The following is a 25,076-nucleotide window of genomic DNA, read 5'->3' as shown; positions in this document are numbered from 1 at the left end:
TTTTTTCTTGCCAACACACCAAAGAGCCGGCCCCTAAACTTGCGTTTAGGGGCCAACTCTTTTTTCATGCTTAGGATCAATCGGTGCGTGAATCGAAATAATTGCCCAAGCCCACGCTGATGGAATGATCTTTCAGGTCGATATTGTTTACGCGGATCAGTGACGTATAATCGAACACTTCACGCTTGGAATTGTAGCCAGCTTCAGCGAATACCGTCACGCCGACTGTCTCCGATTCGAATTCGGAAATCATGCTGCGCATACCGTTGATGGTGCCGCCGCCTTTCAGGAAATCATCGACGATGAGAACTTTTGAACCGCGCGGCAAACTGCGCTTGGACAGTTCCATTTTTTCAACACGATCGGATGAACCAGAAACGTAATTGATACTCACTGTGGAGCCTTCGGTAATTTTCGAATCACGGCGCACGATGACGAACGGCACGTTTAGATAAGTGGCGACTGCTTGCGCGATCGGAACTCCCTTAGTGGCGACAGTCATGACTGCATCGACTTTTTTGTCGACGTATTGAGCCGCGATAACACGGCCGATTTTCTGCAGGATTTCCGGATTGCCAAGCATGTCGGAAAGATAAACGTATCCCCCTGGCAGCAGACGATCTTTACTGTTCATGATTTCGCACATTTCTTCTATAATTTCGCGGGCATTTTCTTTGGTGATTGTCGGAATATATTTGACGCCGCCTGCTGCACCCGGAAGCGTTTCGACAATCCCTGTTCCCCGATCTTCAAATGTTTTCTTGATGATGGATAAGTCTTCACTGATGGATGATTTCGCTGATTCATAACGTTTAGCGAAATAGGTCAATGAAATCAACCGATGTGGTCTTTCTAGTAAGTAACGGGTCATATCGACCAACCGTTCACTGCGCTTTATTTTCAATCCAAATCTCTCCTCATATTGCGTTCTTTTCCCTATTATATAGTTGATTTCTGAAAAATGGAAGCTTTTAATTGCTGATCGTTCGTTTTTAATCGAATTTCAGCAAAAAAAACAAGAGCAATGTTCCGCTCTTGTCCATATATCTTATTGTTAAGATTCTACTTCTTTTCGGCGATGACCTTATAGATGCTCGTCAAAATGAACATGGCCACGAAAACCAATGTGATAGTGGCTCCGGGAGGCGTCCCGTACTGATAGGATGCGAACAGTCCACCGTACATTCCCGTCAAACCGATGCCTATCCCAAGCAGGATGACACCGTTGAAGGTATGCACCAACCTCATCGAGATAGCTGCCGGCAGAATCATGATCGAAGAAACCAACAGCGACCCGGTAATCGGCATCACCACACTGATGGCGACCCCTGTGATGACAGAAACCAACAGCGACATCATTCGGACCGGCAAGCCTGCTGTATGAGCCGTGTCCTCATCAAAGGTCAACACATATAACGGTTTACGGAAAATAAGATACAACAGCACAACAATGACTGCCAAAGCCAACAAAATAAGGATCTGCTCGTCATTTATCGTGATGATCGATCCGAACAGATACTGTTCAACACTGGCGTTCTGCTTCCCGGAAACGAAGCTCATCAGCACCAATGCTACCGCCATCCCCGTAGCCATCAGAATCGCGATGGATATTTCCGAATAGCCTTTGAAGATGACGCGCAAATATTCGATTCCGATTGCTGCCAAAATGACGATTGCTAATGTGGTGAGCGTCGGATTAATGTTAAGAAGCATACCTAAAGCAACTCCGGCCAGGGAAACATGCGACAGCGTGTCCGCCATCAATGATTGCCGGCGCAAAATCAGCAGCAGCCCCAAAATGGGTGCCATGATTGCGATTAATGTTGATGCTTGGAAGGCTCTTTGCATAAATCCATAGAGAAACATCTCCACGGCGAATCCTCCTTTCTGACCAACTGAATATGGGTATCCATGAACTCTTTGATATCTTCGTGCTCATGCGTAACCATGATGATTGCTTTGTTGTGGACTTGTGAATTGTGTTTCAGCAAGCGATAGAATCGCTCGCGTGATTCCTTGTCCATTCCGGTTGTCGGCTCATCGAGCACAAACAAGTCCGGATCGGTTGCAAAAATGCGGGCCAAAGCGATGCGTTGTTTTTGGCCACCGGAAAGTTCACCGATTTTTTTGTTGCGCATTTCCCACATGCCCACTGATTCTAAGGCTTTTTTTACATGGGTATTATCTTCTTCATCCAATTTTTTGAACCATTTGCCTTTTTGGTACCTGCCCGACTCCACAAACTCAAGTACCCTACTCGGAAAGCCGATATTGAACGACGAAATTTGCTGCGGTGCATAACCGATCGTAAGCTTTTCCCCACGATGGTTCACCTTCGAAATCGTCGCGCTGCCCTCACGGGGATTCAATAGTCCCAGGATGCTCTTCAATAAAGTGGATTTCGCCGCGCCGTTTTCGCCTGTAAGGATGACGAATTCCCCTTCGTGCACTTGGAATGTGATATCCTGAAGGACAGGTTCATCATCGTAATAGAACGACAGATGCTGTACATCGATATAGTCCACTTGAATTCCCCTCTTCTCTTATTGGATCACTTTTTTCAAAGCTGTCAAATTTTCTTCCATCACACTCAGGTAATCTTTACCCGCTGCCTGGTCTTCATCGGTTATCCCTTCAAGCGGGCTCAACACTTCCAGAGAGGCACCTGTTGCTTCAGCCAAGGTCTGCGCTGTTTTTGAGGATGCACTGTCCGAGTAATAAACGGTAGTGATTTGATTATCGATCATAAATTGCTGTAGTTCAGCCAGTTTGGCAGGATTCGGTTCCGCATCGGATGACACGTCGGAGACCGCCACTTCAGTCAGTTCGTAGCGACGGGCGATATAGCCAAACGCAGCGTGCTGGACGACGAATGTGCGGTTTTCGGCAGCCTCAAAGGCAGTCTGATAAGCCGCATCCAGTTCCGCCAATTTTTCGTTAAAGGCAGTTGCATTTGCTTCGTAACTCTCTTTATTGGCTTCATCGGCTTCAAGGACTCCGGTCAAAATGGTGTTGACTTCCTCTTGTGCATACACCGGGTCCAACCAGACATGTGGATCGACGCTGTGGGCAGCTTCGCCTTCTTCATCACTGTGCTCTTCTTCGGCAGCCGCAGCCTCTTCCAATTCAAAAAGCGCGATATTCTCGGCAGCTTCGACGACGATCACATCGCTCGATTCAATGGATTTCAGCACACTGGGTACCCACGTTTCCATTTCATCGCTGTTGTAGACGAACACATCAGCGTCAGCGATGGCCGCGATATCCTGCGGGGTCGGCTCATAGCCATGCGATTCTTGTCCGGCATCCAACAAAACGGAAACTTCACCATTGTCGCCCACCACATTTTTCGCAAAGTCGTACATCGGATAGAAGGTTGTGACAACCTTTATCCCATCCTCGGAAACGGCCGATTCATTGCTTCCGCTCGTTCCGCAACCAACCAGAACAAGGGCTGCTGCTGCAGACAAAATGCCTGTCAGTTTCAATCTATTTAGCATAATTTATTATTCCTCCAAAACGTAATGATTACTGTTTAAGTCCCGATAGACACTTTATCACAATTGGATGCAACGCGTCAACCATTCCGCTTCCATTTCACAAGCAAAAACCGCAAACCCTTCAGAGGGGTTCACGGTTTTCTGTTCAATCTTCATTCAGCAGCCGGACCATGTATACTTCTTCGCAGAATCCGCGCAGACTGTTGTAGGCTCTTTTGATGCGCGAGGTGTTTCTGCTGAACCCGATGATGGTGGGGCCGCTGCCGCTCATCGTCACGCCGTCAAGGCCGTACTTCTCCATCCGGTCCTTCAATTGGCGCAGTTCCGGATGCTTATTGAAGGTCACTTGTTCCAAAGCATTGCCTACGTTCTGGCACATCCGCTCGTAGTCACCCTCCTCGATGGCTTGCGCTACGATGCGGGAAGTCGGCTTGTGCTGTAGTTGCTCGACATCCAGCAGTCGGAAAATGGTTTTCGTCGAGACGCTCAGGCGCGGTTTCGCCAAAATCACCCAACAGGATGGCATCGGCCGCAGTTTGCGGACGATTTCCCCTCGGCCTGATACGAAGGCTGTGCCGCCCACTATGCTATAGGGAACATCCGAGCCAACTTGGTTGCCGATCACAATCAGCTCCTCAACTGAAAGTTGCAGGTCCCAGATCTTGTTCAGCGCACGCAAAGCTGCAGCGGCATCTGTGCTGCCGCCACCCAATCCGGCAGCTACAGGGATTTTCTTGTCGATTTCGATTTTGATTCCCTTCTTTATCCCACAACGGTCTTTGAGGAGCTTCACTGCTTGATAGACATGATTCCGCGTATCCACTGGCAAAAACACTTTGTTCGTGTAGATTCTGATTTCATCTTTTTCGAGAGGAGTAAACGTAAGATGGTCCGCGAGGTCGACTGAAGCCATCACCATTTCGAGTTCATGATAAAGGTCATCCCGCTTATACAATACATCTAACGCCAAATTTATTTTTGCCGGTGCACGTTCAATCCATTCCATCGCTCCACGCTCCTCTCCACTGTTCTTATACTTACAATACTAGCTTAAGCGTGCTGTTTTTAAAAGAAATATATGTCAATAAACAAGAATTAGTTTCCGAATGAGCATTCTCGCCTGCATCAGCGATTTTTCCATAAAAAAAAACAGACATTTCGATGTCTGTTTGATTTATTTGGAATAAGTTCTTACATAATTTAAGCGTACAGGCATTTTTCTTCATCGTAAAATAAGATCTCTACAGCTTCGGTTAAAACATCTGCATAACTGTATGATACACGTTCAAATGCATTTTCGTTTTGGTCTAGATCAACCACAAATACAGCATGATACGTTTCCCGTAAAATACCTTTTCGTTCTGTCTTGCGTTTGCGTCCTGCTTGCGCAGTCAGCATAACTTTCTGCCCTAAGTGACATTCCAGTTGTTCCTTAATCTGACTCAAATTATCCGGCATTCTGTTTCACCTCACTGAGTCACAGTATAACACAGATAAATTTAATTTACAAGTATATCACAGAGGACGTATGCACGCAACTATGAAACGATTAAATTTTTAAAGAAATCTTATCAACTTTTTTTACCTATTTTTAGTAAAACTGCTGATCGGAAAATTGCAGCTTGAAGGCATCACCTTCCCATCGCAACGGGATCCGGAAGGTGATGCCTCCGTACCGATCGTGCCTCAAGATGCGAAAATATCAGGTCATCTTTTGATAGTTTATTGAACGTCCAAATATTTGACCAAGGCATTCGCCAAGTCCGCAAATTGTTCGATGCTCAGGGCTTCTCCCCGTTTTGAAGGCTCGATGCCGGCTTCTTCAAGTCCGGCTGTCAAAGCTGCCTTGACCTCATCCGTTTTGCCGTAGCGGGATTGCAGATTGTTCCAGAGTGTTTTTCTGCGTTGATTGAACCCGGCGCGCACCAAATCAAAGAAGAACGCCTCATCCGTAACCTTGACTTTAGGTTCCGCTCTGCGCTGCAGCTTCAGAATTGCCGAATCGACATTCGGTTGCGGCACAAAAACGGTTTTCGGAACGATGAAGGCAATCTCGGCTTCGGTATAGTAGTCGATCGCAATCGTCAATGAACCAAATGCTTTCGTTCCAGGTTTGGCTGTCATACGCTGCGCGACCTCTTTTTGCATCATCATCACAAACGTGTCGATCGGCAAATCAGTCTCTATGAAATTCATGATGATCGGCGTCGTGATATAGTAAGGCAGATTCGCTGCCACCACTAATCGTTCGGCCGGTTCAAAATGCTCTTCGATGACTTGCGGAACATTTGCTTCCAGAATATCCTGAAAAATAATTTCGATATTATCGTATTCCGCAAGTTCCGTCTTCAGGATCGGCGCCAAGCGTCTGTCCACCTCAAACGCCACTACTTTTTTGGCTTCTCTGGCAAGTCGTTCCGTCAAGGCTCCGATACCGGGCCCGATCTCGATGACATTGGTGTTTTCATCTATGCCCGCTGCAGCAACCATCTTCGTCAATATATTCGGGTCCACCAAAAAGTTTTGGCCCAAGCTTTTCTTCATGGTCAAATGGTATTTTTTTAAGATGGCGTTCGTTCTGCTCGGTGTTGCTATATCCTTATGGTATTCTAATCCGCTCATTTATTTTCCTCCTCCTGCCGCAAAGCGGTCAGGCTATCCTTTTCATCCAGTTCTTTCAAAATGGTCGTCATCGCTGCGTTAACAGCTTCTTTTTCCAATTGGAACATACGCAGGCGTTTCAACAACTGTTTCCCGTTCGTATGGCCAATCCCAAGCGCATCCCCCAGCAACTCCCGGTAACGGCCTGAGTCAGCGTGTCCGACCAGGTGCCATTCATCCAGGAATTTCCTGTCGATGTCGCTCGTTTCTGCTTGCCTTTGCGTGTAGATGTTCTTCAGCGCTTCCCTGATGATTTCCGGAGAAGCATGCTCGATTCCAAGGCTTCCGCCTTTCGGGGATTGCGCATCATCCTTGCGCAAGAACGCATGCTTGACACCAGGGATCCGTTCCACAATTGTTGCCCGGATCTTCCCACCCGGATAATCCGGATCGGTGAAGACGATGACGCCGCGTGTCGCTTGCGCGTGGGCAATCAGCTGCAAGGTTTCTTCGTTGATTGCCGATCCGTTCGTTTCGATCGTATCAGCCTCAACCGCCAGCTTGATCCGTCTCGTATCGTCTTTCCCCTCAACCACTATGATCTCTTCTATTTTCATCTGTCATCCAACCCAAACAATGTATTTGCGTTCTTGGTTGTCTGCAGCGCGATCTGTTCGAATGTCTGGCCGCGTATTTCAGCAATCTTTTCGGCTACATAGCGTACATAGGCCGGCTCATTTCGCTTTCCGCGGAAAGGAACGGGAGCCAGGTAAGGCGCATCGGTTTCGACCAAAAGTCTCTCGATTGGCACAGCTTTGGCCACTTCATGGACTTCCGTCGCCTTTTTGAAGGTGACGACGCCGCTGATTGAAATGTGCATGCCCAAATCCAAAAACTTCTTCATGTAGTCCACGTCACCGCTGAAGCTGTGCATGATGCCGCCTATGTCGCGCACATCCTCTTCCTTCAAAATGCGGTACGTGTCTTCGATGGCATCACGCATATGGATGCTGATCGGCAGTTCCAATTCTTTCGCGATCGCGATTTGCCTTCTGAACACTTTCGCTTGGACATCGTGCGGCGCAGTGTCCCAGTGATAGTCCAGGCCCATTTCGCCCATGGCAACAACTTTTTTCTCTTCAAGCAAGACCATCAGGCTGTCTTCCACTGCCGCAGTATAGGTCGCTGCTTCAGTGGGGTGCCAGCCGATGATGCTGTAGATTTCGGGATATTTTGCGCTCAATTCGAGCGATTTTTTTATTGTGTCCGCATCGAATCCCACGACCGCAAATCTTCCGACACCGGCTTCATGGGCCCTTTCGATGGCCGCGTCCGCATCATCCGCAAAAGCGTCCACATTCAGATGCGTGTGTGTATCAAATAATAGTTTATCCATAGATTCCTTTCCGGTTCCTGCGGGAAGGCCGTTGCCTGCCCTGATTCTTCTGCATCTAAAATGGACAAAGGAGTCCAGGACAACTGTCCCAGGCTCCTTGAATCACAAAAACCTTTATGCCACTGTCGAACCATTCGCTGCCGATTCTGGTGCAAGTATGACTTGAAGCACGCCATCCTTTTCAGCAGAAAGGATCATTCCTTGGCTGATTTCACCCTTCATCTTGCGCGCTTTCAGGTTAGCGACGATGATGACTTTTTTGCCGATGAAATACGCAGGATCCGGATACCATTGTGCAATACCGGACAGGATTTGGCGATGACCTTCGTCACCCGCATCCAGACGGAATTTCAGCAATTTGTCCGCGCCTTCGACCTTCTGGCAATCGATGACTTCAGCAACCTTCAGCTCGACTTTATCGAAGTCTTCATATTTGATCTGTTTTTCTTTTTCAGAAGTCAGTACGGTAGTCGTCGGATCCCACTCGGCCGCGACTGTTTCCTCTTCCACTGGGGTTGTTCCGCCCATTTGTTCCTTGATGTAGGCGACTTCTTCTTCCGTAACGAGACGAGGGAAGATCGGTGTGCCTTTTTCGACTACCTTCACGTCCGCCGGGAATGTTCCGAAGGCTACATTTTCCCAAGCGCCTTGTTTTTCGAAGTCCAATCCAAGTTGTTCATACATCCTGAAAGGTGCTTGCGTCATGAAAGGAGACAGGAGAATGCCGACGACGCGCAACGTTTCCGCCAAATGCGACATGACGCTTCCCAACTCCGCTTGCTTGGACTCGTCCTTCGCCAAGACCCACGGAGCCGTCTCATCGATGTATTTGTTCGCGCGTGAAATGAGGCGCCATGTTTCGGACAAGGCAGAACTGAACTGCATGTTGTCCATTTCCTTCTGGTAATTCTCGGTCACTTCCGCCGCCATCGCTTTGAGCTCCGCATCAAATGCCGTTTCCGCTGCAAGCGCCGCTGGGATGTTCCCTCCGAAATATTTATTGATCATGGCGATTGTTCTGTTCAGCAAGTTGCCCAGGTCGTTCGCCAGATCATAGTTGATCCGGTTCACGTAGTCTTCCGGCGTGAAGATGCCGTCGCTGCCGAAGGTCACTTCGCGCATCAGATAGTAGCGCAAAGCATCCAACCCGAAGCGGTCCACCAACATATCCGGATACACAACATTGCCTTTGGATTTGGACATTTTGCCTTCCTTCATCAACAACCAACCGTGTCCGAAAATTTTCTTCGGAAGCGGTAGATCCAGTGCCATCAGCATAATCGGCCAATAGATGGTGTGGAAGCGGACGATTTCTTTTCCGACCATGTGCACATCAGCCGGCCAATATTTTTGGTAAAGCGAGTCATCAGCCGAACCATAACCCAAGGCAGTGATGTAGTTCGCCAATGCATCAATCCAAACATAGACCACGTGCTTCGGATTGCTCTTTACGGGAATCCCCCAGGTAAAGGTCGTCCGTGATACAGCCAGATCCTCAAGGCCTGGTTTGATGAAATTGTTGACCATCTCGTTTTTGCGTGATTCCGGTTGGATGAAATCAGGATGCGCATCGTAATAAGCCAACAGGCGATCCGCGTATTTGCTCATGCGGAAGAAGTAGGACTCCTCTTTCACCAATTCGACTTCATGGCCGCTCGGAGCAACCCCGCCGATGATTTTTCCGTCGGCATCGCGGTAAACTTCAGCCAATTGGGTTTCCGTGAAGAACTCTTCGTCGGAAACGGAATACCAGCCTTCGTATTCGCCAAGATAGATGTCACCTTGTGCCAATAATTGTTCGAAGATCTGCTGAACGGCCTGCACATGATCATCATCAGTCGTGCGGATGAACTTGTTGTTGGAAATGTCCAGACGTTTCCACAGATCCTGCATATCTTGGGCCATGCCGTCGACATATTCTTTCGGTGTGATGCCCAATTCTGCAGCTTTGTTCTCGATTTTTTGCCCATGCTCATCTGAACCGGTCAGGTAGAACACATCGAATCCCATCAATTTTTTATAGCGCGCCATTACATCGCATGCGATAGTAGAATACGCATTTCCGATGTGGAGCTTACCGCTCGGATAATAGATTGGAGTAGTGATATAAAATGTATTTTTTTCTTTAGCCACGAATGAGTGCGCCTCCCTGAATTCTAAGTTATTTGCGAATGTACGCAACTTACCGTACCATTCTACCACAAAAGTCAAGGGTTGGGGCGCGAAATTCGAAACAAGCGGCAACCTCCCGCCATCGCCTACAACTCCGGATCCACGCACAAAAAAGCCGAAAGCAACGTTCCGCTCCCGGCCTTTCCAGCGTCATTCAGCTTTTTCAGTATAGTTGTGGATCGCATCCCGCAAAAAGGCGGCGGCCCCTTCGCCCGATGCTTTGTCGTAGTATGCCGTGAACCGTTCGTCATCGACATACATCTGGGCCAGCCCGCGGTGCGCTTCCGTGGAGTACGTCGGCCAAGTGTAGCTCAGCCACTGTTTATGCAGCGCAGCAACCGCAAGGGCAGCCTCTCCGCCGGCATCCCCCGTAGCCATCGCTTCGATCAGCAGCTCCTGCAAGCGCACGGCCAGCTCCTGCATCGCGTCAAAATCCGCTTCGCTCATTCCCGCAAATTTTTTGTTTGAAGCCTTAATGGTCTTTTCACCGTATTTTTCGCGGATCTCCTGCCCATAGCGGCTTTCGTTCTCGTCGAGCAGTTCCCTTTTCAAGCCTTCAAATTTTTCTTTGTCGCTCATCTTTTTGCCTCCTCTTTTTTCATCCAGCGTAGCCTCGACCGTTTTGATCAGCAATTCGATTTCTGCCTTTTTCTCCAACAACGCCTGTTTATGCGCGACCAACGATCGTTCCGCGTCATAGGCTGGGTCATCCATCGCTGCTTTGATCTCATCAAGCGAAAAGGATAGTTGTTTGAAAAACAAAATTTGCTGGAGTCTGTCTACCTCCACTTCACCGTAGATACGGTAGCCCGAGGAACTGGTGCGTTTGGGCTTCAGCAGGCCGATTTCATCATAGAAGCGCAGCGTCCGCGTGCTTACGCCGGCCAGCCGGCTCAATTTTTGGATCGTGTATTCCATACCTATCCCCTCCGATGATTTCATCATACACCTTGACGTTGCGTCAAGGTCAACAGATTCCTGTACAAGAAAAGCTGAACGGGTCCGTTCAGCCCTGAAAGAAATTTAGGAAATTTGGCCGCGCAACGTTCCCTACGGTCACCTTATACTGGGACTCTAAGGGATGAACCCCTAAGAGTCCCATGCAAATGAGCATCGCAGAGCGCAATTGCTGAGAGACTTCCTGCGTCAGCAGGTTAGTCGAACAGTATGTCTTGGCTCGCAGAGACAAGAGGTTCCTTTACCCTTTCCGAAGGGCTAACCCGTGAAGCTAGCCAACAATTTGGGACGCATGAAACATTTTGCAATCCTGTGAAATACCTATGGTGATGCACTTTTGAGTACAGAAATTTTATTCTTTCCTACATTATGCAAAAAAAGACAGCCCCGGAGGACTGTCGTGAATTTCGGATTATCTTGCAACACGTACGGCAAATGATGCGCCGGAAAGGTTGTAAGAAGAATAAGTAACGGTTTGGCCTGGTGCTGGAGCGTGGATGTATTGTCCGCCGCCTACGTAGATAGCTACGTGATAAGTCGCGCCTCTTGAACCCCAGAAAATCAAATCTCCCGCTTGTGCGGCTGATACAGCGATCTGCGTACCTGAGTTTTCTTGAGGAACTGTGTAGCCACCGATTTCGATGCCGTATGCCTGTCTGAAAACATAAGAAGTGAAGCCTGAGCAGTCAAAGCCTGATGGTGTTTTTCCACCCCATACATAAGGAACCCCGATGTATTGTGCAGCAATGGAAACAACATCGCCTGTTGGTGCTGATAATGCCGGTGCAGTCACGACTGGCGCAGCCACAACGGGTGCGCTGACGACTGGTGCAGCTGCTGCAGGAGCAGACACAACTGGTGCACTCTCAACAACTGGTGCAGCGGCAACTGTTTGAGCAGGAGCTGAGCTAGCAGTTGTTGCTGACTCGGAACTTGCAACCGTGCTTGATGCAATGTCGACGGATGAAGCAGCAGCAGAAGATTCTTCTGAACTTGCTTGTGCGACTGTTGCAGCTACAGTAGCTGCGGCAGCTTCAGCGGCGGCAATGGAAGCAGCCTCTGCGGCAGCACGTTGATCAGCTTCTTCTTTTTGTGCCAAGAACATTTCACGGTCGGATTCAGCTGTTGCTTTTTCAGCAGCCAAAGCGGCAACTGCGCTTTCTTGTTCGATTCTCTTCACTTGCAGATCGCCTTTAAGTTGTTCCAACTCCATGGCCATTGCATTGATTTCGTTTAAGTTATCTTCTGTTTTATTTTTCTTGTCTTCAACAGCTTTTTGATCCGCAACTTGCTGTTCTACCAATTCTTTATTGGCAGAAACCATTTTTGATACAACATCGATGCGGGATACTAAATCAGTGAAGGATTCTGATGATACGATGAAGTTCAAGTAGTTTTCGTTTGAACCGTTCACTTGAACAGATCTTGCTTGTTCATCCAATTGCTCTTCGCGTTGCGCGATGACAACTTGCAATTCGGCAATATCTTCTTGTAAAGTAACAATCTCATCTTGTGTCTTTACGCGGTTTGCCAATAAAGTCTCTGCTCTTTTTTCGGCTGCATCAACTTCTGCAGTGATTGCAGACAAGTTTTCTTCTACCGTACTTTGTTTGCTGTCCAATTCAGAAATTTTAGTTTCTTGCTGTTGGATTTTTGTTAAGATTTCATCTGCTTGCGCTGTAAAAGGCGTTACTATACTTGTTGCAAGGATCGTACCTGCTAATGCGATAGCCACTAATTTCTTCTTCAAGTCTAATTCCTCCACTTACATTCGATTGTAGTTAGTTATAATTCTTATATATCTTTTAACTTTTTATAGTTTCCCTTAAGATTCATCAACATAATGAATCATAACATAGTTTTTTTTCGTTTAACTCGGTTTCGTCAAGTTGTATCCTAACTGTAACAATTCTGTAAAACGATTCCCCTAATGTGTCCAAATCAGCGCCATCAGTAATATTTCATGCACCTCCCCCTTTTGTAACATTTCAGCAACATTACTTTTTTCATTGTCACTGTTGACATTTAAAGTTTTACTGCGCTATACTTACGGCAATTAACCAATACAATAAAAAGCGATGAAAAAGACAGTAGAATCGGGATTTTGTCCTTCAGAGAGTCAGCGGTTGGTGGAAGCTGATGCAAGCCTGGATTCGAATTACACTTTGGAGCTTTCTTATGCGCATAAGCGGTCGGCATACGATACATGTCAGAGTGGCAAAGTCTTTCCGATTTCGGGATGATTCTGCAAGCTGGGTGGTAACACGGTAACTATCGTCCCTGTTCAAACAAGTATTTTCTTGTCTGGACAGGGATTTTTTTGCATATAAATTTATGAGAAAAGGAATGAAGCACATGAATATCATCGATGAATTAGAATGGCGCGGCGCCATCAACCAACAAACGGATGCAGCAGGTCTACGTAAATTAACGGAGGATGAGCAGATTGGCCTCTATTGCGGCGTTGACCCTACCGGTGATAGCCTGCATATCGGACATCTGATTCCCTTCATCGTATTGAAGAGATTCCAATTGGCCGGACACAGGCCAGTCATCCTGATCGGCGGAGCGACCGGATCGATCGGAGACCCAAGCGGAAAGAGCGAAGAGCGTGTCCTGCAATCGATGGATCAGGTCGTCGAGAATGCAAATGCTTTGACCTCTCAAATGAAGAAACTATTCTTGTCCGACAGTTCAGCTGACATCCGTCTAGTCAATAACTACGATTGGACCAAAGATTTGACTCTGCTGGATTTCCTGCGCGATTTCGGCAAGAACTTCAACATCAATACGATGTTGGCCAAAGATATCGTAGCGAGCCGTCTGGACACCGGCATTTCCTTCACGGAATTCACATACCAAATTCTGCAATCCATGGACTTCCTGCACCTTTTCCAGAATGAAGGCGTCAACCTTCAGATCGGCGGCCAGGATCAATGGGGCAACATCACTGCCGGTTTGGATCTGATCCGCAAAAAAGAAGGCGCGGAAGCAAAAGCTTTCGGTTTGACGATTCCGTTGATGCTGAAGGCGGACGGAACGAAATTCGGCAAGACTGCCGGCGGTGCTGTCTGGTTGGACCCGAAGAAAACAACACCTTACGAATTCTACCAATTCTGGGTGAACCAGGACGATCGCGATGTCATCAAATACTTAAAATACTTCACTTTCCTTTTGAAGGAAGAAATCGATGCCCTGACTGAAAAAGTGGAAACAGAGCCGCACAAACGCGAAGCCCAAAAAGTATTGGCATCGGAAATGACGCGCTTCGTCCACAGCGAACAAGCCTTGGCGGACGCTCTCAAAATCACCGAAGCCCTGTTTACCGGCGAAGTGAAGGAATTGACTGCCGATGAAATCGCTGAAGGCTTCAAAAATATGCCGACTTTCGAATCCGACCTGAAGGAACAGGAATTGGTCACTTGGCTGGTCGACCTCGGCATCGAACCATCACGCCGTCAATCACGCGAAGACATCCAAAACGGCGCCATCTCCATCAACGGCGACAAAGTCACGGATCTGGCATTCGTCATCACTGCCGAAAATTCTTTCGAAGGCCGCTTCATCTTAGTACGCCGCGGCAAAAAGAAATATTTCCTGGTTAAATTGGTGGCTTGATATGACAACCCCACAACTCTTTTCGCGCGAAGTCGCACTCCGGTTGGAACCGGTCGAGAACATGGAGCAAATCAACGAACTGTCCCGCTTGGCTGACATCATCTGGCATGAGTACTATCTGCCGATCCTGGGACCAGCGCAGGTAACCTATATGTTGGAGAACATCCAATCCAGAGCAAACCTGGAAGAGGATATCGAAACAGGCAAATTGGATTATTTCCTCATCAAAAGCGAGGGCCAATCCGCCGGTTACTTGGCTATCCAATTACAGGACGACAAGCTGTTCATCAGCAAGCTCTACCTGCTACAGGAAGCCCGCGGACAAGGCTACGCCTATCAGATCCTGCAGAAAATGGTCGATCTGGCCATCAGGGAACAGAAAAAAGTCCTGGAGCTTACCGTCAACAAATACAATGAAGGTTCGATCGCTTTCTATGAAAAATACGGTTTTGTGCGCACGGAATCCATCGTTGCCCCCATCGGAGGCGGCTTCGTGATGGATGACTACGTCTACCAATATCCCCTCGCACCAAAACGATAGACAACACAAATAGAGGACAGCTGAACATTTCCTCAGCTGTCCTCTATTTTTTTGCGCTTCCTAATTCGACCACTCTTTCGGGCTCCACATCCGCCCGTCCAGTTCGCCTTCCATCTGTTCCATCCGTTGATGCTGCTCCTGGAAAAGCTTCTTCGTTTCCTGAAAAAGCGCTTTTTGCCGGTAATCCTTGCTTGCTTCCACTAAATGGTCCAGTTGTTTCTGCACCCAATTTTCAGTCTCCATTGTCGCCCCTCGCTTTGCCTTTGCCTTTATCCCAGCTGATTGCCTTCCATCTGCGCCAACGTCCACGCCAGATCATCCAAGTGCCCGCGGTTGTCCTCCAAAACGGTAAGCAGATGCTCCACCAGTTGCTGATCCGCTTCGGAAAGTCCCGCTTTCCCGAGCGACTGCAGTTGGAGTTTGAACCAATTTTCTGAAGTCTTGAGACTAGCGTCATTGTCTTTGGTCAGGTATTGCTGATAAGCGATCAGCAATTCTTTCTTCTTGCTGTCGCTCAGATAATCGAACTTCGAAACGACGAGCGTCGGCAAGTACACCATGCCGCATTTCCTTGCCATCGCCTGAAACGGCCGGGTCAGTTCCGAAATCGTGAAGCCTTCCCTGCCCCCCGCTTGGTATTCGCGTTCATTCACACCAAGGGCCAGAACGAGGCCGAATTCTTTCCCCGACAGCCTGCTTCCGTCAGCTCCGTAGGCGAAACCTTCAGTCAGGACGACATCCTGCCATTGCTTCAACAAAGCAGGCGAGCTATACCAATAGAACGGGAATTGGAAGATGATACGGTCATACTGGAGCAATTGCTGTTGCTCGGCCTCCCGATCGATCTGTCCATCCGGATAAACCGATTCGAGATGGTGCCAAGTCACCCCTTCAGCCGGAAGACTTTCCCACAGAAACCTTTGCGCGTTGGAATCAGCCAGCGTCGGGTGGCTGACTATGATCACTGTTTGCATCCTTTCACCTCATTCACTCAATAGTTCTTCATCCGAATCATAACAAGCTGCCGGCCAGAGTTCAAGTTGCACGCTCATCCTGTCCAAAACCAACAAAAATCCCTTCCCTCACCATCCGCTTAATCCGGATGCAAAGGAAGGGATATTGTATTATAGGTTTGCGGTAATGATCAGTGCTTGGTCCTGCGCCTTCAGGCATAATTCCTGCGCCTTGAAGATATGTTCCTGCGTCATCGCATTTTCGGTGCGGTTGATGCAGTCCAAGATCATTTCGCCGAAGAACGGGAACCCGACTTCGCCCGCCAATGAGTAATGCTCCTCGCCATCCTTCGTCACCAGGAAGAGGTGATCACCAGTCTGTTCGGTCGCCACGTTGATATATTTGCGGATTTCAATCGTCCCTTCCGTCCCGGTGATGAATGTGCGGCCATCTCCCCATGTCCCGAGGCCATCCGGCGTGAACCAATCGACTTTGAAGATGAAGGTTGCGCCATTATCGCCGATGAGCGTAGCATCACCGTAGTCCTCCAATTCAGGCGTAGCCGGATTGTTGTAGTTCCCGACTTTGCTGTGGAGCACTTTCGCATCGGTATTACCCGTATAGTGAAGGAACTGTTCGATCTGATGGCTACCGATGTCGGCCAAAATGCCGCCGTATTGTTCTTTTTTGAAGAACCAATCCGGACGCTTTTCCTTGTCCAAGCGGTGCGGTCCGAATCCGGTCACTTGGATGACGCGGCCGATCCTGCCCTCTTCGATCAGTTGGCCGGCAAATACAGCTCCTTCCACGTGCAGGCGTTCGCTGAAGTAGACCCAATATTTTTTCCCGGTCTCTGCTACGACTTTTTTGGTCTCTTCCAGTTGTTCAAGTGTCGTGAAGCCTGTCTTGTCCGTGAAGTAGTCTTTTCCTGCCCGCATGACGCGGTTTCCTAAAGCACTACGCAAATTAGGCACTGCCGCCGCCGCGACCAATTGGATTTCCGGATCTTCCAGGATCTGCTCCAATGAATCGGCGACCGCAACATCCGGGAAAGATTCCAAGTAATTCGCTACCTTTCCCGCATCCGAATCGTACACATATTTGATTGTGGCGCCGGCTTCGATCAGGCCGTTCGTCATGCCATTGATGTGCCCGTGGTCCAATGCCGTTACGCCGACATTGAATGCTCCCGGTTCCACTACCCGATTGACTTTCCCTTTCGGGGCATAATTCATTCCATCTTTATTTCCCACTCGCAAGACCTCCATAGTTTTCATTTATATAGGAAGAAGTCCGAAGAGAATTTCCTCCGAACTTCTTCATCCGATTGATCAGAACAGGTTTCCGTAACCCAATTCCAACAGATAATCACGGGATATTTTCAGGCTTTCGAACGGATCCACACCGTACGTGTCATCCTGTTCGACCAAAAGGTAGCGCACGCCGGAAGCGATGCTTTCTTCGATGATGTCCTTCAAAGGCAGACTGCCTGTCCCCAATTCAGCGAATTGGATGACATCCGTGAAAGCAGCCATGAATTTCGCATGCTCGCCTTTGTATAGCGCATCAAAAGCTTCATCCGGAATCGCTGCAATGCGGTAGTCCTTCAGATGGATCAGTTCCACTTTGCCTTTGTAGTCCTTAATGACTTCAAGCGGATTGGCTCCGCCGCGCTGCACCCAGTGGACATCCAATTCAAAGCCTAACAACGGCGCTTTTTCGCGGATGATGTCCAACAGGAATTTGCCGTCGTATTTGCGGAATTCGATGTGATGATTATGGTAGTACAAAGTGATGCCATCTTCTTTCAGCTTGTGGGTCACTTCGTTCGCATCCTTGCAGAATTCCAGCACTTTGTCCAAGCTGGCCATCGCATCGAAAGGCAAGATGCCGATGCGCAACAGATCCGTACCGACCGCTTTGCAGTCAGCCACAATTTTGTCGTAGTCGGTCGTCAAAGATTCGCCGCCCGGCATCTGCGGCTTCAAAGCAGCAGTCATCGATGCTATTTCCATTCCAAAATCGGCCGTCGCTTTTTGGATTTGGGCGATATTCTCGGGCGTTGTCGCCACCTGAGAGATTTCGATCGAGTTGTATCCGATTTCATGCAATTTCTTCAACGTTTCGTAAGGCCCTACTTCTTCAAAACTTTTCTTGATTGTTGACGCTTGTACACCTATCTTAACTTTAGACATGTATGATTTCCTCCATTTCGATTGTACGCTTTTCTTTTGATGATAATTTCATCGCATCGATCATCAGCATGGCCGGCAAGGCATCCCGGACCGTCACATAATCATCCGTGTCCGCTTCGATCGCGTTGTAGAAACGCTGGATCAGGGCAGAATGGCTCGGACCGTAGTAAAATTTCGTCCCTTGCAACGGCGTGTCCTGCAGGTGCAGTTCTTTTTCTCCGGAACTGTTCGAACGATACAAACAGTTGTCCTTGATCGTGAATTTTGCCTTTTCGGTGATGACCTGCAATTCTACGCTGGAATTCTCGACATAGGCATTGGTCGACATATAGAAACCGCGGGCGCCGTTTTTGAATGTGAAATTCGCGACGGCAGTGTCCTCAACTTCGATGTCATAGTCCGTGATGTTCGACAGGCTGGCTTTGCAGCGGTCGATTTCCCCGCCCAGGACCTGCATCAGATCAAGCGTGTGGATGGCCTGATTGATGATCGATCCACCGCCGGCAAATTCCATCTGACCGCGCCATGGTTTGGTGGTGTAATAGGTTTCAGGCCGATGCCATGCCACCAGTCCTTTCACCGCTGTCACTGCCCCGACGTTCTCGTCCGCGAGCAATTTCCCCAGTTCCAAAAACGTTTCGTTGTAGCGATTCTGGAAACACACGCCGATTTTCTTGTTGCTTCCATCTGCCAAGGCGAGCGTCTTCAAGCCTTCTTCATAATCCAAGGCTAAGGGCTTTTCCTGGAAAACGTGCACGTCTTTTTCAATACAGAGTTTCGTGATCGGATAATGCAGATAGTGCGGCAGGCAGATATGTACAACATCCAATCCCTCTTTTTCCAACATCGTTTCTACGTCTGTGTAAAAAGGCACATCAGGATATTTGCTCTTCAAGGCTTCATTTACGTCGCAGACCGCAACCAATTCACCGTTGTCGCTGGCATCGATAGCATATTTGTGGACAGGCGATACATCCCCTAATCCGATTATTGCCGCTCTTAACATATCTGATCACGTCACTTTCTTATTTTCTTGTTTCGAATTTTCCTTCTTCAGCGATGCGTTTGTTCAGCTCTGCCAAATACAGGTCGCCGTCCACATTGTAGTCCACTTCTTTATCCAACCAAGAGGACAGGTGCATCGCATTCGCCAGAGTAACACCATTGATACCTTCTTCGCCGTTGGCCAATAAAGGCTCCCCTTTTACGATATGATCGGCAAAATTATTCAACACAGAAATGTGCTGCAGACCTTGTGGAGTAACAAACTCTTCTTCGGTGACCTTAACGTAATCTTCCATATTGATCTGTCCCATGAAGAGTCTCATGACATCCTGCATATCCATGTTTTCGGATAGTTCAGCTTCAGGAGCAGTCAATTGTTTCACGATCAGTTTTTTCGAATCTTCGACGATGATTTTCCCTTTCGTTCCAAAGATTTCGAAGCGGTCCGTCCCGACAATGTCGTTTGTGCAGGTGATGAATGAACCGGTAGCGCCGTTGCCGAAGTCCAAGAGTGCGTTCACTTCATTTTCGACGACGATGTTACGGCCTGCGCCATATTGCAGTTTCGCGTATACTTTTTCAGGCTTTCCGCAGATCCATTGCAGCAGGTCCAATTGGTGAGGAGCTTGGTTCACCAGAACGCCACCGCCTTCTCCGCCCCAAGTTGCACGCCATGCGCTCTGATTGTAGTAACCTTGCGGTCTCCACCAAGTTGTGATGATCCAAGTGGCGCGCTGCAACTCGCCGATCGCTTTTTCATCCATCAATTGTTTCACTCTGCGGTAAAGCGGGTTTGTGCGTTGGTTGAAGAAGATCGCAAAAGTTGTTTCTGGGTATTGCTTCGATGTTTCGATCAATCGTTCCACATCTTTCGTATAAACACCTGCCGGCTTTTCGCCCAACAAGTGGATGCCGCGTTCAAGTGCCGCGATGCCCATCATGCAGTGGTCATAGTGCGGGACTGTCGTTACGATTGCGTTTACAATACCCGATTCCAAAAGATCCAGGTAGTTGTCGAAGAAAGGCAGTCCAGGGAAATCTTCGGCGATTTTCGCTTTTTTAGCCGGATCGTTGTCGCAGATTGCTGCCAACTCGATGTTGTCGTTCAGTCGCTCATCGTTGTTCTTGAAGAACCCTGCGTACATGCCACCTTCTGCACCATAACCAATAATTCCTAATTTCACTTTTTCTGTCATTCTCATCATTCTCCTTTTTGTATGCTGATTCTATTGTTTTTTCTGTAATTACTGGGTGTACTGCCGATGTTCTGTTTGAAATATCTGCTGAAATGGGCATCGCTTTCAAAACCGCATTCGCCGGAAATCGTTTTGATGGATTTGGATGGCTCCATCAATAATGCCGTGCACGCTTGTGATAGCCGATATCCCATCGCATAAGCCATGATTGTGTTTCCTGTGATTTCTTTGAAAGCATGGGACAAATAGGATTTGCTCAAATTAAGGGCTTGGGCGATATCATCGATATTGAACGAATCACGGTAATGCCTGAAAATGTATTCCGAAACCTTTTCCGCTATCTGTGTCTTTTCATCGACATAGGCTTGTCCTTTTTCTACAATCTTATCCGTTGAAGAATCTATCATCAGAAGCAACTGGATTAAAGCCAGTTTGCGTTTCGCTTCATTTGCATAGGATTGGTCCAACTGCTGCAAATGATTCATTTCCCGGATAGCATTTTCCAATAGGAGTTCATCCTTCTTTCGGAAAGTCCGAATGAGACCATTGCGATTTTCAGTAAAGAATCGCAAAAGATAGTCAATGTTCAGGTCATTCAGTAAAGGTGCAATCCAATCGGCATCGAAATGGACAATGCTGCGTTCATAGGCATCCTTGTCGCCGATTACGTAGGCACGGTGAACCGTCATCCCATCCATCATCAGCAAGTCGCCGGGCTGAAGGTAATAGATTTTATTACCGACCAGGAATCGGCAATTTCCGCCGTGGAACAGGAAAATTTCATATTGCGGATGTGTATGGAAGTCAAGGGCATAGGCTTGTCCTTTGACGTGATATCCGATCAACAATTTTTCAATGATACGTGTCACCTCCCTCTCTTTGACACTTTAGAGTATAAAATAATAGCGGTTACAATTCAATGTCCTGAAATGCTTACATTTTTAAAATAATTGACTGCGAGTGCTTATTGTTGTTCGAAAAAACAAAGTCGAGAAAAAATTTTCTCGACTTCACTTGGTGCAGCAGTGTTTTGGGTGATTTGTGAACAAAATGGCACATTGGTTGGATAGTCACTGAATGCGAATCATCGTATCCTGTAGAACGGTTCTGATTCGCAGATACCGCTCCCGTTTCGCAAACAGTGGATGTCCACAAGAGAGGTGGACATCCACTGTTCACTCCAACTTCCGGGTATCTAAACGCGAATCATCACACTCTGTTTTAGTTGAACTCTGAATCCCAGAAACCTGCGCCTAAGCTGACAACCACACACGGACAAAAAACGTCCGCTTTGTGGTTGTCCTCTTAGTGCTCGGTTTCTACCCGGGATTCATCGTATCCTCCTATAATTTTGCTTGCCATTTATCTGTCCAAACCAGGTCGTTGTGGGCGCCTTTGAATTCGGATTTGCCTTCTAGTTTGTCCACGACTTGTTTGATTGTTTCTTGGTTATTGTGATAAGCATTGATGAATGTTTTCACCATTGTCGCATCATGCAGATGTGTCGTGAAATTCAATGATACGAATGCATGCGGAACTTCCCAAACAAACCAAGGAACTTCGTTGGCCATGGCCGTGCTCCATTGGATACGGTAGTTGTTTTGAGCGCCGTAGCCGACGATGTCAGAAACTTCCAAAGCGAAATCCACTTCATCACGGTATTTCAAAGTGGCGCCTTTTACGCGGGAGCCGCGTTCGTTGACGGTCACTTCATAGCCTCGGTTTGTCAATTCATCAACGAAAAGTTGTTGCGTTGCTGAACCGGCATCGTTGATTCCGCCCTTTTCGCCTTCCAAAATGTACAAGCGGATGCGTTTGTGATCAACAGGGTTGATCGGCAAGTTGTTTTGGGTATCTTTGATCAAAGAAATCCCTTTATCAGCCGCTTCCGCTCTCCATTGCAGATGTTCTTCACAGCCGATGACGTTCAAGTCTTCGCGCGTACGCAACAATGTGCCGTTTGCTTGTTTTTCAGGCAAATGCAATTTAGCTTTCAAGCCCAAGATACGACGCAAAGCATCAGTCAAACGTTCTTCCGTGATGACGCCGTTTTGGTAGCCTTTCAACATGAAACCGAAGTCCTCTTCGATGTTGTTGAAGAACAGGAACATATCGCAACCAGCAGCGATTGCTTTTGGAACGTAGTCTTCGCGGCGCATAGCCGATGTCATGCCCAGCATGTGCGTTGCATCGGTGATGACAAGGCCATTGAAGTTCAGTTCGCCCTTCAATTCATCTTGGATCAATTCTTCCGCTAACGTTGCCGGCATAATGTCTTTGTCTTCCAAAGCAGGGTTCAATTCTTTTTGCAAAGCAGGGACTGCAATGTGTCCAGCCATGATCATTTCAACACCGCGATCGATGTGGTTTTGGTAAACTTTACCGAATGAAGCGCGCCATTCTTCAGGGCTCAATTCATTGATTCCCAATACCAGATGTTGGTCGCGTTCTTCTGTTCCGTCTCCTGGGAAGTGCTTGATGCATTGGATAACGCCGTCTTCCATGTTTTCGCCATTCTCAGCAGTCAATCCATCCAAATACGCATTTGTGTATTTGATGACTGTTTCTGCATCCGTACCATAAGCACGTGTATTGACAATTGTGTTTCTCCAGTTGTAAAGGATGTCCACACATGGGTCGAAGTTGACGTTGACGCCTAAAGCTTTTTCTTCACGGGCAGAAACCAAGCCTGCATGATAAGAAACTTGCGGGTCGCCTGCAGCTTCACACTGTGCGCCAGAAGCGATGTACGTACCCTCACCACAAGCACCGTTTCCGCCTGCATCGCAGTTGGCAGCCACCAATAGAGGGATTTTGGACATGGATTGCAAATCATTCAATAAATCTTGGATATCTTCTTTTGAATTGCCGTGATAGCGTGCAGCTCCGATATGGAATTTTTCGATGATTTCTTTGTTTGTGAAGTCGTTCCCTGAGAAGGCATCGTTACCGAAGAAGAAAAGATTCGTGAACAGTTGTCCCACTTTTTCCTCATCCGTCATACCAGCGATCGTTTCGTTTACCCAACCGACCTGTTTGTCGTTCAGATTGTACGGTTTTGCTTTTAAATCAACTAATTTTGGCACTTTTTTTCCTCCTGTTAACGTAATGTTCCTAACTTGCAAATCTTGGAATGGCTGTTAATCGAATTGAGCCAATAAGGCATGGAATTCCCCAAGAACTTTTCCCTGGTATGCTCCTGCATACTCTTTGTTCAGGAATTTCTCGATCGCTTCATTGCTCAGGCGTTCCCAAGAGAATTCTTCTTTTCCGAAAAGAATCGGATAATAGAATACGCCATTCACCGCTGCCGCTTGTTCATCTCCAGGTGCGTCGCCGACCATCAAAATTTCGTCCGCTGCATAACCTTTCGTCAACAGATCAGCGATTGCGTCCGCTTTGCTGCCGACTTCCTGTCCGTAGACTACGTCAACTTGCGGCATCAGATTGTGTCTATTCCATTCGCTGTTCAAAGCTTCGCTGTTGGCTGAGCTCACGATTGCGACATCCGTCAGGCCATGGATTTTTGTCAATCCTTCGAGAACGCCAGGGAAAGGCTTGTCTTCGCCCGCCAATTCGGTTTCGATGCCTTCATTGACTTTCTTGCTCCATACCAAAGCTTTTTCCAAATCAGCAGAAGTCGCTTTCGCGATCTCCGCTTCAAGGGAAGCATTCGATAAGGATGGCGCATTGTTTGCCCAATCGGTCAGTGCCGTAATATCGCCGATGTCTTCGCCTTTTTCCTGCGCTTCAATCAACGTCAATACCAATGCTTTGAAGCGATTGATACCGCGTGTGCTGGAAAACAGGTTGATGCGGTTCCAGTCAGCCAAGAAAGTTTCGCGATCTTTGATGCCATACTCATCTGCTGCCAATGGACCGAAGAAACGTTCATGCTTCACATTCATCGTATCCATCGCGCAACCGTCGGAGTCGACGCAGACTAGGAATTTTTTTTGTTTCGTGAATTGTGTTGGGTGTGTAGACATATTTTTCTCTCCTAACTTGATATCAACGTGAAAAAAAGACAGATAGAGAAGAACTGTGCAACACATTTCGTTCTATCTGCCCTATTCAATTACCTAAAATTATACGCCTGAATATGCGTTGAAGCCGCCATCGATTGGCAATACAACGCCGTTCACAAAGCTTGCAGCTTTATCGTCAGCCAAGAACAGCAAGCCGCCGATCAATTCATGCGGTTCGCCAAAACGGCCCATTGGTGTGCCGTTCAGGATTTTGCCTGTACGAGGAGTCGGTGTGCCATCTTCATTGAACAGTAGCGCTTGGTTTTGTTTTGAAACCAAGAAACCAGGAGCAATCGCATTGACGCGGATACCTACGTGCGCAAAGTGGACAGCCAACCATTCAGTCAAGTTGGAGATAGCAGCTTTAGCGCCTGAATAAGCAACGATTTTGGTCAATGGTGTGAAACCGTTCATGCTTGAGATGTTGATGATGTTAGCGCCTGGACGGCCAACCATGTCTTTAGCAAAAACTTGTGTAGGCAATACAGTACCCAAGAAGTTCAAGTTGAAGACGAATTCGATGCCGCTTTGTTCCAAGTCGAAGAATGTTTTTGTTCCTTCAGGCAGATCAGTTTCATGGTACTCGTTGTCGGTTGTTGCGCGCGCGTTGTTGCCGCCTGCTCCGTTGACCAAGATATCCACTTCGCCTAATTCGGCTACGACAGCTTCTTTAGCTGCTTGCAGACTTGGCAATTCCAATACGTTGGCTTTGAATGCTTTAGCGATGCCGCCTGCAGCTACGATTTCGTCAGCGTATGCTTGTGCGTTATCCAAGTTTAAGTCCAAAAGGGCTACTTTAGCGCCTGCTCTGGCGAATTCTTTCGCGAAGTAAGAGCATAAAACGCCGCCTGCACCTGTTACTACTACTACTTTATCGGTAAAATCATGTACGAATGGGCTTGTCATGGTGATG

General features: G+C 47.8%; 24 protein-coding genes and 1 other annotated feature. Of the genes, 2 read left to right on the top strand and 22 right to left on the bottom strand.

Annotation, left to right across the window (positions count from 1 at the left end; genetic code table 11):
- Positions 1–76 precede the first annotated feature (76 nt).
- The 12 genes from purR to AC0J5I_RS07805 form a co-directional block, all read right to left on the bottom strand.
- Positions 77–904 carry a pur operon repressor gene (purR, locus tag AC0J5I_RS07860; protein ID WP_107994904.1) on the bottom strand — a complete coding sequence of 276 codons (828 nt, stop codon included), beginning with the start codon at positions 902–904 and terminating at the stop codon, positions 77–79.
- A gap of 158 nt (positions 905–1,062) precedes the next feature.
- Positions 1,063–1,872, bottom strand: coding sequence for a metal ABC transporter permease (locus AC0J5I_RS07855; protein ID WP_107994903.1), 810 nt, complete (start codon positions 1,870–1,872; stop codon positions 1,063–1,065).
- The gene (locus AC0J5I_RS07850) at positions 1,818–2,525 is read right to left on the bottom strand and encodes a metal ABC transporter ATP-binding protein (protein ID WP_107994902.1); all 708 of its coding nucleotides are present in this window, start codon (positions 2,523–2,525) and stop codon (positions 1,818–1,820) included. Before AC0J5I_RS07850 ends, AC0J5I_RS07855 begins: the two co-directional genes overlap by 55 nt.
- Positions 2,526–2,543: 18 nt before the next feature.
- Positions 2,544–3,500 carry a metal ABC transporter solute-binding protein, Zn/Mn family gene (locus AC0J5I_RS07845; protein WP_475299361.1) on the bottom strand — a complete coding sequence of 319 codons (957 nt, stop codon included), beginning with the start codon at positions 3,498–3,500 and terminating at the stop codon, positions 2,544–2,546.
- Positions 3,501–3,645: 145 nt separating this feature from the next.
- Positions 3,646–4,506 (bottom strand): 4-(cytidine 5'-diphospho)-2-C-methyl-D-erythritol kinase, encoded by an 861-nt coding sequence (gene ispE / locus AC0J5I_RS07840; RefSeq protein ID WP_107994900.1) that lies wholly within the window; start codon positions 4,504–4,506, stop codon positions 3,646–3,648.
- Positions 4,507–4,700: 194 nt separating this feature from the next.
- Entirely contained in the window at positions 4,701–4,958 is a 258-nt protein-coding gene (locus AC0J5I_RS07835) for a Veg family protein (protein WP_086987295.1), read from the bottom strand.
- A 264-nt stretch (positions 4,959–5,222) separates the two neighbouring features.
- Positions 5,223–6,122 (bottom strand): 16S rRNA (adenine(1518)-N(6)/adenine(1519)-N(6))-dimethyltransferase RsmA, encoded by a 900-nt coding sequence (rsmA, locus tag AC0J5I_RS07830; protein WP_107994899.1) that lies wholly within the window; start codon positions 6,120–6,122, stop codon positions 5,223–5,225.
- Positions 6,119–6,718, bottom strand: a complete 600-nt coding sequence (rnmV, locus tag AC0J5I_RS07825) for a ribonuclease M5 (protein ID WP_107994898.1) — start codon at positions 6,716–6,718, stop codon at positions 6,119–6,121. The genes rsmA and rnmV overlap by 4 nt, the downstream gene beginning before the upstream one ends.
- Complete coding sequence (locus AC0J5I_RS07820) at positions 6,715–7,497, bottom strand: TatD family hydrolase (protein ID WP_107994897.1); 783 nt, start codon at positions 7,495–7,497, stop codon at positions 6,715–6,717. The genes rnmV and AC0J5I_RS07820 overlap by 4 nt, the downstream gene beginning before the upstream one ends.
- A 114-nt stretch (positions 7,498–7,611) precedes the next feature.
- Complete coding sequence (gene metG / locus AC0J5I_RS07815) at positions 7,612–9,630, bottom strand: methionine--tRNA ligase (protein WP_107994896.1); 2,019 nt, start codon at positions 9,628–9,630, stop codon at positions 7,612–7,614.
- Positions 9,631–9,819: 189 nt separating this feature from the next.
- Complete coding sequence (locus tag AC0J5I_RS07810; protein ID WP_475299360.1) at positions 9,820–10,587, bottom strand: MerR family transcriptional regulator; 768 nt, start codon at positions 10,585–10,587, stop codon at positions 9,820–9,822.
- Positions 10,588–11,038: 451 nt separating this feature from the next.
- The gene (locus AC0J5I_RS07805; RefSeq protein ID WP_475299359.1) at positions 11,039–12,376 is read right to left on the bottom strand and encodes a C40 family peptidase; all 1,338 of its coding nucleotides are present in this window, start codon (positions 12,374–12,376) and stop codon (positions 11,039–11,041) included.
- A 319-nt stretch (positions 12,377–12,695) separates the two neighbouring features.
- Positions 12,696–12,911 (top strand) — a binding site (T-box leader).
- A 70-nt stretch (positions 12,912–12,981) separates the two neighbouring features.
- Between AC0J5I_RS07805 and tyrS the strand changes: the two genes are divergently transcribed.
- Both tyrS and AC0J5I_RS07795 read left to right on the top strand, forming a co-directional pair.
- Entirely contained in the window at positions 12,982–14,244 is a 1,263-nt protein-coding gene (tyrS, locus tag AC0J5I_RS07800; protein WP_475305616.1) for a tyrosine--tRNA ligase, read from the top strand.
- 1 nt (position 14,245) lies between these two features.
- Positions 14,246–14,785, top strand: coding sequence for a GNAT family N-acetyltransferase (locus tag AC0J5I_RS07795; RefSeq protein WP_475299358.1), 540 nt, complete (start codon positions 14,246–14,248; stop codon positions 14,783–14,785).
- Between the two features lie 60 nt (positions 14,786–14,845).
- Here AC0J5I_RS07795 and AC0J5I_RS07790 read toward each other — a convergent pair whose 3' ends face one another.
- From AC0J5I_RS07790 to AC0J5I_RS07745, 10 genes are all read right to left on the bottom strand, one after another.
- Positions 14,846–15,028, bottom strand: a complete 183-nt coding sequence (locus AC0J5I_RS07790) for a hypothetical protein (RefSeq protein ID WP_107994891.1) — start codon at positions 15,026–15,028, stop codon at positions 14,846–14,848.
- A 26-nt stretch (positions 15,029–15,054) separates the two neighbouring features.
- Positions 15,055–15,759, bottom strand: a complete 705-nt coding sequence (locus AC0J5I_RS07785; protein ID WP_475299357.1) for an NAD(P)H-dependent oxidoreductase — start codon at positions 15,757–15,759, stop codon at positions 15,055–15,057.
- A 150-nt stretch (positions 15,760–15,909) separates the two neighbouring features.
- Complete coding sequence (locus AC0J5I_RS07780) at positions 15,910–16,992, bottom strand: Gfo/Idh/MocA family protein (protein WP_475299356.1); 1,083 nt, start codon at positions 16,990–16,992, stop codon at positions 15,910–15,912.
- Positions 16,993–17,070: 78 nt separating this feature from the next.
- Positions 17,071–17,934: a sugar phosphate isomerase/epimerase family protein gene (locus tag AC0J5I_RS07775; RefSeq protein WP_107994888.1), complete on the bottom strand. Its 864-nt coding sequence runs from the start codon at positions 17,932–17,934 to the stop codon at positions 17,071–17,073.
- Positions 17,927–18,940: a Gfo/Idh/MocA family protein gene (locus AC0J5I_RS07770; protein ID WP_107994887.1), complete on the bottom strand. Its 1,014-nt coding sequence runs from the start codon at positions 18,938–18,940 to the stop codon at positions 17,927–17,929. Before AC0J5I_RS07770 ends, AC0J5I_RS07775 begins: the two co-directional genes overlap by 8 nt.
- Before the next feature lie 19 nt (positions 18,941–18,959).
- On the bottom strand, positions 18,960–20,135 hold the full coding sequence (locus AC0J5I_RS07765) for a Gfo/Idh/MocA family protein (protein ID WP_475299355.1): 1,176 nt from the start codon (positions 20,133–20,135) through the stop codon (positions 18,960–18,962).
- Positions 20,136–20,140: 5 nt separating this feature from the next.
- Positions 20,141–21,004 carry an AraC family transcriptional regulator gene (locus AC0J5I_RS07760; RefSeq protein WP_107994885.1) on the bottom strand — a complete coding sequence of 288 codons (864 nt, stop codon included), beginning with the start codon at positions 21,002–21,004 and terminating at the stop codon, positions 20,141–20,143.
- 474 nt (positions 21,005–21,478) lie between these two features.
- Entirely contained in the window at positions 21,479–23,221 is a 1,743-nt protein-coding gene (locus AC0J5I_RS07755) for a glycoside hydrolase family 3 protein (protein ID WP_475299354.1), read from the bottom strand.
- A 54-nt stretch (positions 23,222–23,275) separates the two neighbouring features.
- Positions 23,276–24,124, bottom strand: coding sequence for an HAD family hydrolase (locus AC0J5I_RS07750; protein WP_475299353.1), 849 nt, complete (start codon positions 24,122–24,124; stop codon positions 23,276–23,278).
- A 99-nt stretch (positions 24,125–24,223) separates the two neighbouring features.
- Complete coding sequence (locus AC0J5I_RS07745; RefSeq protein ID WP_106448979.1) at positions 24,224–25,069, bottom strand: SDR family oxidoreductase; 846 nt, start codon at positions 25,067–25,069, stop codon at positions 24,224–24,226.
- Positions 25,070–25,076 lie beyond the last annotated feature (7 nt).

It is taken from the genome of Trichococcus sp. TS_SC_9 (genome assembly GCF_056156325.1).
This window is presented reverse-complemented; position numbering and strand designations above follow the sequence as displayed.

Bases quoted from the DNA above. Each gene is read 5' to 3' on its own strand.
- AC0J5I_RS07745 (WP_106448979.1), bottom strand. From the start codon at position 25,069: ATGACAAGCCCATTCGTACATGATTTTACCGATAAAGTAGTAGTAGTA.
- rsmA (WP_107994899.1), bottom strand. From the start codon at position 6,122: ATGAGCGGATTAGAATACCATAAGGATATAGCAACACCGAGCAGAACG.
- AC0J5I_RS07790 (WP_107994891.1), bottom strand. From the start codon at position 15,028: ATGGAGACTGAAAATTGGGTGCAGAAACAACTGGACCATTTAGTGGAA.
- AC0J5I_RS07770 (WP_107994887.1), bottom strand. From the start codon at position 18,940: ATGTTAAGAGCGGCAATAATCGGATTAGGGGATGTATCGCCTGTCCAC.
- AC0J5I_RS07835 (WP_086987295.1), bottom strand. From the start codon at position 4,958: ATGCCGGATAATTTGAGTCAGATTAAGGAACAACTGGAATGTCACTTA.
- AC0J5I_RS07795 (WP_475299358.1), top strand. From the start codon at position 14,246: ATGACAACCCCACAACTCTTTTCGCGCGAAGTCGCACTCCGGTTGGAA.
- AC0J5I_RS07785 (WP_475299357.1), bottom strand. From the start codon at position 15,759: ATGCAAACAGTGATCATAGTCAGCCACCCGACGCTGGCTGATTCCAAC.
- rnmV (WP_107994898.1), bottom strand. From the start codon at position 6,718: ATGAAAATAGAAGAGATCATAGTGGTTGAGGGGAAAGACGATACGAGA.
- AC0J5I_RS07765 (WP_475299355.1), bottom strand. From the start codon at position 20,135: ATGACAGAAAAAGTGAAATTAGGAATTATTGGTTATGGTGCAGAAGGT.
- ispE (WP_107994900.1), bottom strand. From the start codon at position 4,506: ATGGAATGGATTGAACGTGCACCGGCAAAAATAAATTTGGCGTTAGAT.
- AC0J5I_RS07820 (WP_107994897.1), bottom strand. From the start codon at position 7,497: ATGGATAAACTATTATTTGATACACACACGCATCTGAATGTGGACGCT.
- AC0J5I_RS07750 (WP_475299353.1), bottom strand. From the start codon at position 24,124: ATGTCTACACACCCAACACAATTCACGAAACAAAAAAAATTCCTAGTC.
- AC0J5I_RS07810 (WP_475299360.1), bottom strand. From the start codon at position 10,587: ATGGAATACACGATCCAAAAATTGAGCCGGCTGGCCGGCGTAAGCACG.
- AC0J5I_RS07845 (WP_475299361.1), bottom strand. From the start codon at position 3,500: ATGCTAAATAGATTGAAACTGACAGGCATTTTGTCTGCAGCAGCAGCC.
- tyrS (WP_475305616.1), top strand. From the start codon at position 12,982: ATGAATATCATCGATGAATTAGAATGGCGCGGCGCCATCAACCAACAA.
- AC0J5I_RS07775 (WP_107994888.1), bottom strand. From the start codon at position 17,934: ATGTCTAAAGTTAAGATAGGTGTACAAGCGTCAACAATCAAGAAAAGT.